We start from the raw sequence: 12927 nt of genomic DNA, 5'->3' as shown, positions 1-12927 counted from the left end.
CGGGGGGCTCCGGGGGTCACCGCATCCGGGTGGCCCACTCCTGGACCTTGGCGATCCGCTGCCGTAGCTGGCCGGCCGTCGCCTCCGCGCTCGGCGGCCCGCCGCAGACGCGCCGCAGCTCGGTGTGGATCACGCCGTGCGGCTTGCCGCTCTGGTGGACGTACGCGCCGACCATCGTGTTGAGCTGCTTGCGCAGTTCCAGCATCTCCTTGTGGGAGACCACCGGCCGCCGCTCGGCGGGCAGTTCGAGGAGGTCGGCCTCCTCGTCCGGCTTCTTGCGGCTGTGCGCGATCTGCCGGGCCTGCCGCTTCTGAAGCAGCAGCTGCACCTGGTCGGGTTCGAGGAGCCCGGGAATGCCGAGGTAGTCCTGCTCCTCCTCGCTGCCCGGGTGGGCCTGCATGCCGAACTCGGCCCCGTCGTAGAGGACGCGGTCGAAGACGGCCTCGGACTCCAGCGCCTCGAAGGAGAACTGCTCCTGCTCGCCGGTGTCCTCGTCCTGCTCCCGGTTCGCCTCCTCCATCTCCTTCTCGGACTCGGCGTACGGGTCGTCCTCGGTCTCCTTCTTCGGTTTGTCGAGGGCGTGGTCGCGCTCGACCTCCATCTCGTTGGCGAAGGTGAGGAGGTCGGGGACGGTCGGCAGGAACACGGACGCCGTCTCGCCGCGCCGCCGGGACCGTACGAAACGGCCGACGGCCTGCGCGAAGAAGAGCGGCGTCGAGATGGTGGTCGCGTACACGCCGACGGCGAGGCGCGGCACGTCCACGCCCTCGGACACCATGCGGACGGCGACCATCCACCGGTCGTCGCTCGCCGCGAAGTCGTCGATGCGCTTGGAGGCGCCGGTGTCGTCGGACAGGACGACGGTGGCCTTGGAGCCGGTGATCTCCCGGATCAGCTTGGCGTAGGCGCGGGCCGAGTCCTGGTCGGTGGCGATGACGAGAGCGCCGGCGTCCGGGATGCCCTTGCGCACCTCGGTGAGCCGCTGGTCGGCGGCGCGCAGCACGCTGGGCATCCACTCGCCGCGCGGGTCGAGCGCGGTGCGCCAGGCCTGGCTGACGGCGTCCTTGGTCATCGGCTCGCCGAGCCGCGCGGCGATCTCGTCGCCCGCCTTGGTGCGCCAGCGCATGTTGCCGCTGTAGGAGAGGAAGATGACGGGCCGCACGACGCCGTCCCCGAGCGCGGAACCGTAGCCGTACGTGTAGTCGGCGGCCGACCGCCGGATGCCGTCGCGCCCCTCCTCGTACGTCACGAAGGGGATGGGGTTGGTGTCGGAGCGGAAGGGCGTACCGGTCAGCGCGAGCCGGCGGGTGGCGGGCTCGAACGCCTCCAGGCAGGCCTCGCCCCAGGACTTGCTGTCACCGGCGTGGTGGATCTCGTCCAGGATCACCAGGGTCTTGCGCTGCTCGCAGCGGTTGCGGTGGAGCATCGGCCGCACACCGACACCCGCGTACGTCACGGCGACGCCCTGGTACTCCTTGCTGAGCGGCCCGGCGCTGTACTCGGGATCCAGCTTGATCCCTATCCGCGCGGCCGCCTCGGCCCACTGCTTCTTCAGGTGCTCGGTCGGCGCGACCACGGTCACCTGCTGGACCACGTGGTGGTGCAGCAGCCAGGAGGCGAGGGTCAGCGCGAACGTCGTCTTGCCGGCGCCGGGGGTGGCGACGGCGAGGAAGTCGCGCGGCTGCTCCTGGATGTACCTCTCCATCGCCCCCTGCTGCCAGGCGCGCAGCTTGTTGGCGGTGCCCCAGGGGGCGCGGCCGGGGAAGGCGGGCGAGAGGTGATGCGAGTGCGCGGAGGCGCTGGCGGCGGTGGTAGTCACGGTCTCCGGTCTGGGTGTCGATTGGGAGCGTCCGGGTCCGCGCGCGGCGCGTCGGATGTGGCGGTGACGGCAGACGGGCGGTCGGCTCGGCTACGTATGACAACCGGGCCACCCTACCGGCGCCCACGGCGTGTCCACGCGCGGACGACACCGGGTCCCGGGTGGATGGGACTGAGGTCACATGACGGTCCGGAGTCACCCCTGCACAGGGCCCGTGCGGCGGGTCGCGTGCCGGCTCGGAGACACCGCGACACGCCCGGCCCGCGATGTCCCTCCCCCGGGATCACCGTCGCCGGACCGGGACCGGAGACCCTGGACCGGGGACCAGGGAGCACCATCGCCGGACCCGGGAGCGCGGACCCGGGATCACCGTCGCCGGACCCGGGACCCGCCTCCGGGATCACCGTCGCCGGACCGGGGACCCGGGACCGGGGACCCGGGACCCGGGACCAGGGAGCACCATCGCCGGACCCCGGACCCCGGACCGGGATCACCATCCCTGGGCCCCGGCCCCCGGCCCCCGGACCGGAATCACCATCCCTGGGCCCCGGACCCCGGCTCCCGGACCGGAATCACCGTCGCCGGACCCGTGTGGTCACCCACGCCCCGGCCAGGGCCACGCCCGCCATGGGCAGGAACACGGCGGCGAAGGCGGCCGGGTGGGAGCTGTGGGCGCCGGAGGCCGGGCCGGCCTCCGTGTGGGCCACGGCACCGCCGCCGAGCGCCGCGAAGGCGGCTCCGCCGAGGGCGAGCAGCAGCACGTTGCACAGGGCGTCGGAGATCTGGAGGGCGGCCGAGTTCGTACCGGCCTCGTGCGGGGCGGAGAGCTGGAGCAGCAGCACGCTGGTCGAGGCGATCACGAGCCCCATCCCGAAGCAGCCGAACGCCCAGGCGACGGCGACGGTCCACACCGGCACGGCGTGAACGAGCACGCTGGGCGCGGTCGCGACGGCCGCGGCGACCAGCACCATGCCGAGGAACATCAGCCGTTCCCGGTACGGCTCGACGCGCGGCCGTGCCTGCACCCAGGAGCCCAGCGCCCAGGTGGCCCCGCCCGCGGCGAGCGAGAGCCCGGCGAGCGTCGGGGACAGTCCCCGCTGGGTGACGAGCATCAGCGGCACGAAGGACTCGGCGGCGACGAAGGAACCGGCCGCGACCCCGCGCAGCAGCACCACGGACGGCAGCCCGCGCGCCGCCCGCCAGGTGCCGCGCGGCAGCAGTCCGCGCACGGCGGGCACGAGCAGCGCGACGCCGGCCAGCGCGGGCAGGGCCGCCAGAGCCCGCAGATCCTGGGCGGCGTACTGCAGGAGGCCGGCCCCGAAGGCGATCCCGAACGCGAGCCGGATCCGCCGCCGGTCGAGGGGGCGGCCGGAGAGGGACCCCTCCTCCGCCCCCTCGGTGGGTCCGCCGGCCCGCTCCCGGATCTGGGGCAGGGCGAGGGCGAGGGGGATGCCGACGAGGGCCGGGATGCCGATGAACACCCAGCGCCAGCCGAGGTGTTCGGTGACCGCACCGGCGGCGAGCGGGCCGACGACGGACGGCACCACCCAGGCCGCCGCGAACGCCGCCATGATCGCGGGCCGCAGCCGCTCCGGATAGGCCCGGCCGACGACGACGTACAGGGCGACGATGACGAGCCCGCCGCCGAGCCCCTGGACGGCCCGCCCGAGCACGAACACCCACATGCCGGCGGCGGTCCCCGAGAGCAGCAGCCCCGCGGCGAACGCGCCGATGCCGGCGGTGAGCGACCCCAGCGGCCCGTCCCGGTCGGACCACTGCCCGGCGAGCACCATCCCGAACAGGCTGGTGGTGAAGTACCCGGAGAAGGCGAACGCGTAGAGCGCGACTCCGTGGAGTTCCCGGGCGGCGACGGGCATCGCGGTACCGACGGCGGTGGCCTCGAAGGCGATGACCAGCACGACGGACACGATCCCGATGCTGAGCGCCCGGTGGTCCCGGCTCAGCACACCGCCCCCGCCCCGGGCGGGAACGGTCACGGTGTCGGGGGTGTCCAGGGCTGCCATGACCGTCAGCGTAAGGTGCGCAGCCCGCACTGACTCCTGTCGGAGGTAGGTGATCCCCCGGTCCTTTGGTCGTAGGACCCGGCCGCCTCCGCGCCTCGCGTTCGTGAACGGCGTATGGCAGTCCCGTTGCGGCGCCCCCGCCCCCCTTGAGCCGGGCACCCCACGCGCCTACGGTCGACCCATCAGGTTCGGAACGAGTGAGCCGTGCCGCACCTGAGAACGGCCGTGTGCCCGAGTGGTTCAGGGACTCGCCTGCAAAGCGAGTTACGCGGGTTCGATTCCCGCCACGGCCTCCCTGTGGCCGGCCGGTCCCGTTTCGGGGGCGGCCGGTTCTCGTTTCCGGGTGGCGACCGCCCGCGCTACGCGTACAGCACGCCGGCCTCCCGGTTCTCGAATATTTTCGGCCAGTGGCGGAGGCCGTCGTCGCCGGGGAGGGTCGGGGTGGGGTCGCAGGCGATGGGGTCGACCGTGGCCAGGGTTTGGGTCAGGGTCGCCGCCAGGTGGTCGTGGGAATCGCTCAGGGCGTGGACCGCGTCCAGGGTGCGTTCGCGGTGCAGGAGCCAGAGGGTGAACGCCAGCGTGGAGATGTCCGCGTTGAGCGGGCGCAGGGTCAGGTCCGGCTCGCTCCAGGCGAGCACCGCGCCCGTGGCCCCGTCCACCACCAGGCTGGTGTCCTCCGCGAGCCGCCCGAGGCGGATCAGCCGGCCGGCGGTGACCGGCAGGTGGGCTGCGGCGAACGCCTGCGGGCGCTCGTCCGCGTAGTACTCGGTGAGGGGCGGCAGCGCCACCTCCGTGTCCAGCTGGAAGAGCAGCCCGTCCTCGGGCAGTCCCGTCTCCCGCAGGAAGCGGCGGGTCGGCTCGTGCGTCAGCGCGCGCGGGAAGTCGAGGTCCTCGAAGCGCATGATCGCGCCCACCCCGAACTCCTCGTCCAGCAGCCGCTTCGGCAGGGCGAGCACGAGGCCCTCGCCGGGGCCGGCGATCCGGGCCAGCGGGCGGATCAGCGCGGCCATCCGCCAGTACGGCGCCACGTCCGCGCCCGCCCGGTCCGCCGTGTCCGCGAAGACGGCGCCCAGCCGGTCCGAGGTCTCCGCCACCGCCTTCGGGCCGAAGGGGGCCGGACGGCTCCCCGGGGCGGTGAGTTCCTCGGTGGCCGCCGCGAAGCGCAGCAGCGCCTCCAGGGAGGGGGCCAGCGGCGAAAGGTCCAGGTGCGCCGGGTTCCTCGGGACGTACGCCGAGGAGACCTCGCCCGTCGTCCCGTCGAGCAGCAGCGACTCCAGGTCCCGGTCCAGGCTGCGCAGCGCCCCGATGACGAGCCGGTCGCGCAGCTCCTCCGCGAGCCGGTCGGCGTCCCCCGCCAGGTCGGCCAGGGTGCGCAGGCCGTACTCCCGGAGGGTGTCGAACCCCAGCAGCGCGCTCTCGGCGGGCAGTCCGGCGCCCGTCAGGAGGTGCCGCGTGGGCAGGTGGGTGACGTACGGATCCAGCTCGTGGTCGGACAGTGTGATCGCGCCGCCGACATCGGTGTCAGTCGTGCTCATGGCTCCCCCGCGCATGTGAACGCTTGTGCTTCCCCCGAGGGGAACGGCCGGTGGTTCCACGGCAGTTCCCCATTGGCGAAAACCATACGCCGCCCCACTGACAACGCGGCGGGCTCAGGGGCGGGCCCCCTCCCGGGGCCGGTCGGGGCCCTGGCCGAGCCTCACGGACTCGCGCCCCGGACCCCGCGCCCTCAGGTGAAGTACACGCCGCCCAACACCACGACCACCGCCGCCAGGACGAAGAGCAGCACCCAGATCAGCAGCTTTCCGACGCTGGGCGGGGGCTCGTAGCGCGGCTGGTCGGCGGGGGCCGTGTCGCCGTTCGCGGGTTCGGGCGTGCTCACGGCGTCGTCACCACGGCGGCCTGCGGGCGGATCGGGAGGCGGTTGACCGGGCGGCCGGTGGCGGCCCGGACGGCCGCCGCGACGGCCGCGGGGGACGTCACGACCGGCACCGCGCTGACCGCCTTGGCGCCGAACGGCGCGACCACGTCGCGCTCCTCGACCAGCTTCACGATCCGGATGTCGGGGGTGTCCAGGGCGGTCGGCAGGGCGTAGCCGGTGAGGTCGGGGTGCCGGACCAGGCCGCGGGCGGTGCGGAGGTTCTCGGTCAGCGCGGCGCCCACGCCCTGGGTGACGCCCGCCTCGATACGGGCGGTCAACTGGGCCGGGTTGAGGACGCGGCCCACGTCCTGGGCGAGCGCCAGCTCCACGACCCGTACGGAGCCCAGTTCGATGTCGACGTCCACCACCGCGCGGATGGCGCAGAACGCGAGGCCCACGAAGGCGTCGCCCTGGCCGGCCTCGTCGAGGGGTTCGGTCGGGTGGGGGCGGCACTGGGCGGTCGCCCACAGCTCCTTGCCGTCCATCGCCTCGGTGACGGTGGTCGACAGGACACCGTCGTACGAGGTGATCTTGCCGTCGGTGATCTGGAGGAGTTCGGTGGACATGCCGAACTTGTGCGCCAGCGGCTGGAGGAGCTGCGTACGGACCATCTTGGCGGCGCGTTCGACGGCTCCGCCGGAGACCCAGGTGTGCCGGCCGCGGCAACTGGGGCCCGCCGGGGGCTGGTCGGTGTCGACGGGCGCCACGTGCACCTCGTCGATGCCCAGGGTCTCCTGGACGATCTGCCGGGCCAGCGTGGTGAAGCCCTGGCCGGTCTCCACGGCCGCGCAGAGCACGGTGGCGACGCCGTCGTGGACCTTCACGGTGGCCGTCGAGACCTCGTCGGCGCCCTCGGCGCCGAGCATGTGGACCATGCCGAGCGCGTAGCCGACACCCCGGCGTACGGCGCCGGGTTCGCCCGCGCCCTCGGGGCCGCCGGGGAGCAGCCACTCGTCCTCGGGGGTGTCCTTGGGGAGGGCGGGCAGCGGGAAGTCGCGGACGGCCTGGAGCAGTTCGGCGACGGGTGCCGGGCAGGTCACCGTCTGGCCGGTGGGCAGCACGTCCCCGGTGGCCATGACGTTGCGCAGGCGCAGTTCGGCGGGGTCGACGCCGAGCTTCTTGGCGAGCTTGTCCATCTGGGCCTCGTAGGCGGCGCACACCTGGAGGGCGCCCTCGCCGCGCACATGCCCGGAGGGGGGGTTGTTGGTGCGGACGGCCCAGCCCTCGATGAAGGCGTTGGGGACGACGTAGGGGCCGCAGGCGAAGGAGACGGCGGCGGCCAGGGACTCGCCGGAGGTGTCGGCGTAGGCGCCCGCGTCGAGCAGGATCTGCGCCTCGACCTTGACCAGCCTGCCCTCGGCGTCGGCGTGGTGGCGGTAGCGCAGCAGCGTGGGGTGGCGGTGGGCGTGGCCGAGGAAGGACTCCTCGCGCGTGGCGGTGAGTTTCACCGGGCAGCCGGTGGCCAGGGCGAGCAGGCCGAGCGGGAGCTGGAAGCCCTGGTCCTCGCGGTCGGCGGTGGCTCCGGGGACGCCGGTGACGACGACCTTCACGCGCGCGGGGTCCAGGCCGTAGCAGGCGGCGGCCGTGTCGCGGTCGGTGTGCGGGTCGGTGGAGGCGACGTACAGCTCGACGCCGCCGTCGGGACGCGGCACGGCGAGTCCGGCCTCGGCTCCGATGGGGGCGGGGTCCTGGCGGCCGATGCGGTAGAGGCCCTCGACCACGATGTCGCCCGCCGCGTCCGGGTCGCCGTGGCGCAGCGGGATGTGCCGGATCAGGTTGCCGTCGGGGTGCAGCGCTTCGGCCTCGAAGGCCTGCTCCGGGTCGGTGACCGGTTCGAGGACCTCGTACTCGACGATGACGGCGGCGGCGGCCATCCGCGCGGTGTCCGGGTGGTCGGCGGCGACGGCGGCGATGGGCTCGCCGTGGTGGCGTACGACGTCGGAGGCGAACACGGGCCGGTCGGCTCTGCCGCGGCCGTGCAGAGGGCTACCGGGGACGTCCTCGTGGGTGATGACGGCGCGCACGCCGGGCATCTCGCGCGCGTGGCGGGTGTCGATGGAGACGATGCGCGCGTGCGGGTGGGGCGAGCGGAGCACGGCGGCCCACAGCAGTCCCTCGGCCCACAGGTCGGCCGCGTACGGGAAGGTGCCCTCGGTCTTGGCGCGGGCCTCGGCGGTCGGCAGGGAGACGCCGAGTCCGTGCGGCAGGGGCTCGGGGCCCGTGTCGGGCGTCGCCGGTGTCGCGGTCGCGGCTTGGTTGGTCACGCCTGGCCTCCGTCCTGGCCGTACGGCTGTTCGTGCGGCGCCGGGGAGCCGTAACCACCGTCGCCCTCGTGGGCGGAGTCCTCGTAGCCGGAGTCCTCGTAGGCGGAGAGGTGGACGCCGCCGGCGCCGGGGCCCGCCTGGTGCGGGATGCGGGCCTCGTCCACGTCGGCGCTCTCGGCGGCGGTCTCGGCCGCCGCCGAGGTGTGCTCGCGCTCGGCGACGACCTCGCGGACGGCGTCCAGGACACCCCGGTAGCCGGAGCAGCGGCACAGGTTGCCGCACAGGGCCTGGCGGGTCTCCAGTTCGGTCGGCGCCGGGTTGCCCTCCAGGAGGTCGTGGAGGGTCATCGCCATGCCGGGGACGCAGAAACCGCACTGCACGGCACCGCACTTGGCCAGGGCGCGCTGTACGTCGGAGGGCTGTCCGTCGGCGGCCAGGCCCTCGACGGTGCGCACCTCGCTGCCGGCGGCGGTGACGCCGGGCACCAGGCAGGAGGCGACGAGCCGGCCGTCGACCTGGACGTTGCAGGCGCCGCACTCGCCCTGTGAGCAGCCGTCCTTGGCGCCCGCGAGGCCGAGCCGCTCGCGCAGCACGTAGAGCAGGGACTCGCCGATCCAGGCGTCGGTGACGGGCCGGTCAGCGCCGTTGACGCGCAGCACGTAGGAGGCGAGGGGGTGGTCGTCGTGCGGGGCGGGGTCCGGGTGGTCCGGGTCCGGGTGGTTCTGGTCCGGGTGGTTCTGGTCCGGGTGGTTCTGGTCCGGGTGGTCCCGGTCGGGGTGCTCCCGGTCGGAGTGCTCCCGGTCGGAGTGCTCCCGGTCGGAGTGATCCGCGTCCGGGGTCTCCTCGGCGGTGTCTCCCGCGCGGCCGTCCCCGGGGGCGACCGCCTCGGACTCGTGGGCCGGGGGCGCCGCGAGGTCGCCGGACCCGTCGGCGCCGACGGCCTCATGTGCCTCGGGCCTCCGGTGCGCCGGGTCGGGCGCGGACGCCTCCGGCACCTCCGACAGCTCGCCCGTCCGGGACACCTCGGACGTCCGGGACACCTCGGACGTCCGGGACACCTCGGATGTCCCGGAACCCTCGGCCGTCCCGACCCCCTCGGACACCTCGGCCACATCGGTCGCCTCGGCCGTCTCCGGGTGCCGCCCGGTCACCGCTTCGGCGGCGCTGAACCCGGCGGCCTCGTGAGAGGGCTCGGCGGGCCGCTGGGGGGCCTGGGAGTCCGGGGACGGGGGTGACTGCGGGGCGGGGTCCGCGGGGGCCTCAGGGGCCACCTCGCGCGGCTCGGCCGTCCAGGGCCGGCCGATCTCGCTCGCCCAGGGCGCCGAGGCGCCGCCGGGCAGCGTCGCGGGCGGGGTGCCGCCCCACTGCTCGACGAGCGCCGACGTGGTGAACTCGCCCGATTCGTCCGGGAGATCCCCGCCGGCGACCGGGATCGACCACTGCCCGGTCACATCGTGCCCGGCCCCCTGCTCACCGAGGTGCCCGGCCGCGTACTCGCCGGTGTGCCCGGCCTCATGTCCGCCGGCGTGTCCGCCGCCTTGACGGCTCGCGTACGGCACGCCGTGCTCACCGGTGTGTCGGCCGTCGTCCGCCGAGCCGTGCTCCCCGGCGTGTCCGCCCTCGTACACCGTCCCGTGCCCGGTGTCCTCACGGGTGGTGCCAGCGTATTCGTCGGCATACTCGGTGTACTCGGTGTACTCCCACTGCCCGGTGCCGCCCGGCTGGTAGGCGAACCGGTCGTCGTGGACGCCGGTTCCGTGCTGCCCGGCGTCCTGCCGGCCGGCGTTCGGGTCCGGCCAGGAGCCGGTGTGCCGCGTGCCCCAGTTCTCGCCGGCCGCCGGGTCGGCGCCCTCGGGCGGGGTGGGGGCCGCGTCGATCCGCGGGGGCACGTAACCGTGTCCGGGCGCCGCGAGCGGCTCCCTGGAGGCGAGGAGGGCCTCGATGCCGCCCTCGGGGAGCTTGACGAAGGCGGTCGCGCCGTCGTCGTAGTCGCCCTGGGGCAGCGGGTCCCAGCGGCCCCCGCTGTGGCGGGCGCCTTCCTCGTGCTGGTCGTCGGTCACGACAGCGCCCTCCCGAGTGCTCGTCGGGCCAGCGCGGCGACGGTGCGCCGCAGGTGCAGTACGGCGGGCGGAAGCTGTTGCACGGTGCCGTCCTCGGCCGGGACGGGGTCGGGGATGCAGGCCGCCGCGACGTACTCCCCGAACGCGGTCAGCGCCTCCGGGACGATGGCCCGGCTGTTGTCCCAGTCGATCAACTGGGCCACCCACGCCTCGGCGTCCAGGGGCCGCAGCGGCATCGGCGCTATGGCACCGACGGCGCAGCGCACCCCGCGCCGGGCGGGGTCGAGGACGAGCGCGACGGAGGCGATGGCGCGCCCGGGTCCGGTGCGTCCGGTGGCCTTCAGGAAGACCTGGGGGGCGTGCAGCAGCGGCACGCGCACGTAGCCGATGAGTTCGCCGCCGCGGAGCATGTCCACGCCCGCGAGCAGGTGCGACACGGGGATCTCGCGGCGGCCTCCGCCCGGGCCCGCGATGATCAACGTGGCTTCCAGGGCGGCCAGTACGGGCAGCGCGTCGCCGGTGGGCGCGGCCGAGGCGATGTTGCCGCCCAGGGTGCCCGCGTTGCGGATCTGCGGCGGTCCGGCCGCCCGCGCGGCGGCGGCGAGCGCCGGGATGAGGGCGGCGAAGTCGGGGCGGCCCATCCGGGCGTGGGTGAGGCCGGCGCCGAGCAGCGCGTGCCCGTCCTGGTACTGCCAGCCGCGGATCTCGCTGATCCGGCCGAGGCCGACGAGCGCGGCCGGCCTGAGCTGCCCGGAGTTGACCGCGGCCATCAGGTCGGTGCCGCCGGCCACCGGGACGGCGGCGGGCATGGCGGACAGTGCCGCGACTGCCTCGTCCAGCGACACGGGCAGCGTCACGGCCTGCGCCGCCTGCGGTGCGTGCGTGGTCAAACCGGCTGCCCCTTCCCGCTGCCCCACCTGGTCCCACCTGTGCTGCCGTACGGTACGTGCTGACAGGGCGGACGTGGCAACTCTGGCACATCTTCCCCGGCGCTCGGCGCGGGGGTCCGCTAGGAGGCATTCGCCCCCGTCGCTGGGGAGATGGTCCGTTTTGGCACGGCATCACCGGTGAGTGTCGATTGCCACTCTTCGGTGATCCTTGGGGGCTTTTTCCTTACGGGAGTCACCGTGCCAGGGAGACGGGCGCGGGGCACACCGGTCGGCCGCCCCTCACACGTTCGGGGGCGGTCCCTCGATCGGGCGTCCGAGGACTCCGGGCCGCCGCTGCCACGGCAGGGGTCCGGCCGGCGGGCGGTAGCCGACCCCGAGGGCGTCGAGGCGCGCGTAGTGGCCGGTCATCCGGCGCTCGAATCCGGCGAAGTCCCGTTCGGCGGAGGCCGGGAGGCGGCTCCAGGCCACCTCGGCGAAGGCGGCGAGCCGGGGGAACGCCTGGTAGTCCACGCGCGTGTGGTCCTCCGTCACCTCCGACCACAGGTTGGCCTGGGTGCCCAGCACGTGCCGCGCCTCGTCCTCGGTGAGCTGCGCGGGAACGGGCTCGAAGCGGTAGACGTCCTCCAGGGTGCGCACGTACGCGATGGGCACCGGCTCGTCCTCGCCGGCGGCCTGGCGGTAGTCCAGGTAGACGTGCTGCTCGGGGCACATGACGACGTCGTGGCCGGCGCGCGCGGCCGTGATCCCGCCCTGGTAGCCGCGCCACGACGACACGGCGGCGCCCGGCGCGAGCCCGCCCGCCAGGATCTCGTCCCAGCCGATGAGCCGGCGCCCGCGCGCGGAGAGCCACTCGTCGAAGTGCCGGATGATCCAGGACTGCAGCGCGTCCTCGTCGGCGAGGCCGAGTTCCTTGATGCGCGCCTGCGCGGTGGGCGACTGCTTCCACTGGTCCTTGGGGCACTCGTCGCCGCCGATGTGGAAGAAGCCCGAGAACTCCGGGAAGCGGGCGGGGTCCGCGGGGAACAGGTCGAGGAGTTCCTCGAAGACGCCCTCGTAGAAGCGCAGGGTGGTGTCAGTGGGGGCGAGTACGTTTCGGGAGATGCCCCAGTTGTCCCAGACGGTCAGGGAGGTCGTGTCGATGACGTCGGTGTTGCCCAGTTCCGGATACGCGGCGATGGCGGCCTGCGAGTGTCCCGGGATGTCGATTTCGGGGACGACGGCGATATGCCGGTCGGCCGCGTAGGCGACGATCTCGCGGATGTCGTCCTGGGTGTAGAAGCCGCCGTGCGGTCTGTCGTCCCACAACGGCGAGGCGCGGTGGCCGAATTTGGAGCGGGCCCGCCAGGAACCGGTCTCGGTCAGCTTCGGGTAGCGCTTGATCTGGACACGCCATCCCTGGTCGTCGCTGAGGTGGAAGTGGAAGACGTTGAGTTTGTGCGCGGCCATCAGGTCGAGGTAGCGCAGGACGCCTTCCTTCGGCATGAAGTGCCGTGCGACGTCGAGCATCAGACCGCGCCAGCGGAATCGGGGCGCGTCCTCGATGGCGCGGGCCGCGATTTCCCGGCGCGTCACCGGAGCGACGGGGGCGCGGCGAAAGGCGTCGGGGCCGACGAGTTGACGCAGCGTCTGCGCGCCCCAGAAGACGCCGGCCGCGTCGCCGCCCCGGATCTCGGCGCCGCCGTCGCCGATGTCGAGCCGGTAGGCCTCCGCGCCCAGGGTGTCGTCGAGGAGCAGCCGCACATCGCCCCGGGCGTCTCGCGGCGCAGGTCGCAGGGGCAGTCCGAGGGCGGCGCCGAGCGTCGAGCGCAGCCAGCGTTCGGTGCGTTCGGTGCCGGGCGCGGCGGCCAGCGTGGTGTCCGCGTCGAGGGTGAACGCGCCGCGTCCGCCGTCCTCGACGGCAAGAGGAGCGGGAATCAGCCCCGTATCCGAAACGTCCGTCAGTGCCATCAGTC

8 protein-coding genes and 1 tRNA gene are annotated in these 12927 nt (G+C 74.2%); 1 reads left to right on the top strand and 8 read right to left on the bottom strand.

Annotated elements, in window-relative coordinates; all coding sequences use genetic code 11:
• Positions 1-16: 16 nt before the first annotated feature.
• Together AB0912_RS02490 and AB0912_RS02485 are read right to left on the bottom strand one after the other, a co-directional pair.
• A complete protein-coding gene (locus AB0912_RS02490; protein WP_366695909.1) occupies positions 17-1819 on the bottom strand; it encodes a DEAD/DEAH box helicase in 1803 nt (600 codons plus the stop codon).
• A gap of 572 nt (positions 1820-2391) precedes the next feature.
• On the bottom strand, positions 2392-3843 hold the full coding sequence (locus AB0912_RS02485; protein ID WP_366695907.1) for an MFS transporter: 1452 nt from the start codon (positions 3841-3843) through the stop codon (positions 2392-2394).
• 221 nt (positions 3844-4064) lie between these two features.
• Here AB0912_RS02485 and AB0912_RS02480 point away from each other — a divergent pair.
• Positions 4065-4136, top strand: a tRNA-Cys gene (locus AB0912_RS02480).
• Positions 4137-4202: 66 nt separating this feature from the next.
• Here AB0912_RS02480 and AB0912_RS02475 read toward each other — a convergent pair.
• The 6 genes from AB0912_RS02475 to AB0912_RS02450 all read right to left on the bottom strand — a co-directional run bounded on the left by AB0912_RS02475 (position 4203) and on the right by AB0912_RS02450 (position 12922).
• Positions 4203-5378 (bottom strand): SUKH-4 family immunity protein, encoded by a 1176-nt coding sequence (locus AB0912_RS02475; RefSeq protein ID WP_366695905.1) that lies wholly within the window; start codon positions 5376-5378, stop codon positions 4203-4205.
• 191 nt (positions 5379-5569) lie between these two features.
• Positions 5570-5722, bottom strand: coding sequence for a hypothetical protein (locus tag AB0912_RS02470; RefSeq protein ID WP_366695903.1), 153 nt, complete (start codon positions 5720-5722; stop codon positions 5570-5572).
• Positions 5719-8025: a molybdopterin cofactor-binding domain-containing protein gene (locus AB0912_RS02465; RefSeq protein ID WP_366695901.1), complete on the bottom strand. Its 2307-nt coding sequence runs from the start codon at positions 8023-8025 to the stop codon at positions 5719-5721. The genes AB0912_RS02470 and AB0912_RS02465 overlap by 4 nt, the downstream gene beginning before the upstream one ends.
• Entirely contained in the window at positions 8022-10085 is a 2064-nt protein-coding gene (locus tag AB0912_RS02460; protein WP_366695899.1) for a 2Fe-2S iron-sulfur cluster-binding protein, read from the bottom strand. The genes AB0912_RS02465 and AB0912_RS02460 overlap by 4 nt, the downstream gene beginning before the upstream one ends.
• A complete protein-coding gene (locus AB0912_RS02455) occupies positions 10082-10975 on the bottom strand; it encodes an FAD binding domain-containing protein (RefSeq protein ID WP_366695897.1) in 894 nt (297 codons plus the stop codon). The genes AB0912_RS02460 and AB0912_RS02455 overlap by 4 nt, the downstream gene beginning before the upstream one ends.
• Positions 10976-11254: 279 nt before the next feature.
• A complete protein-coding gene (locus tag AB0912_RS02450; RefSeq protein ID WP_366695895.1) occupies positions 11255-12922 on the bottom strand; it encodes a beta-N-acetylhexosaminidase in 1668 nt (555 codons plus the stop codon).
• Between the last annotated feature and the right edge of the window lie 5 nt (positions 12923-12927).

Source organism: Streptomyces sp. NPDC007084, from assembly GCF_040703595.1.
Lineage (GTDB): Bacteria > Actinomycetota > Actinomycetes > Streptomycetales > Streptomycetaceae > Streptomyces.
This window is presented reverse-complemented; position numbering and strand designations above follow the sequence as displayed.

Bases quoted from the DNA above. Each gene is read 5' to 3' on its own strand.
- AB0912_RS02485 (WP_366695907.1), bottom strand. From the start codon at position 3,843: ATGGCAGCCCTGGACACCCCCGACACCGTGACCGTTCCCGCCCGGGGC.
- AB0912_RS02475 (WP_366695905.1), bottom strand. From the start codon at position 5,378: ATGAGCACGACTGACACCGATGTCGGCGGCGCGATCACACTGTCCGAC.
- AB0912_RS02450 (WP_366695895.1), bottom strand. From the start codon at position 12,922: ATGGCACTGACGGACGTTTCGGATACGGGGCTGATTCCCGCTCCTCTT.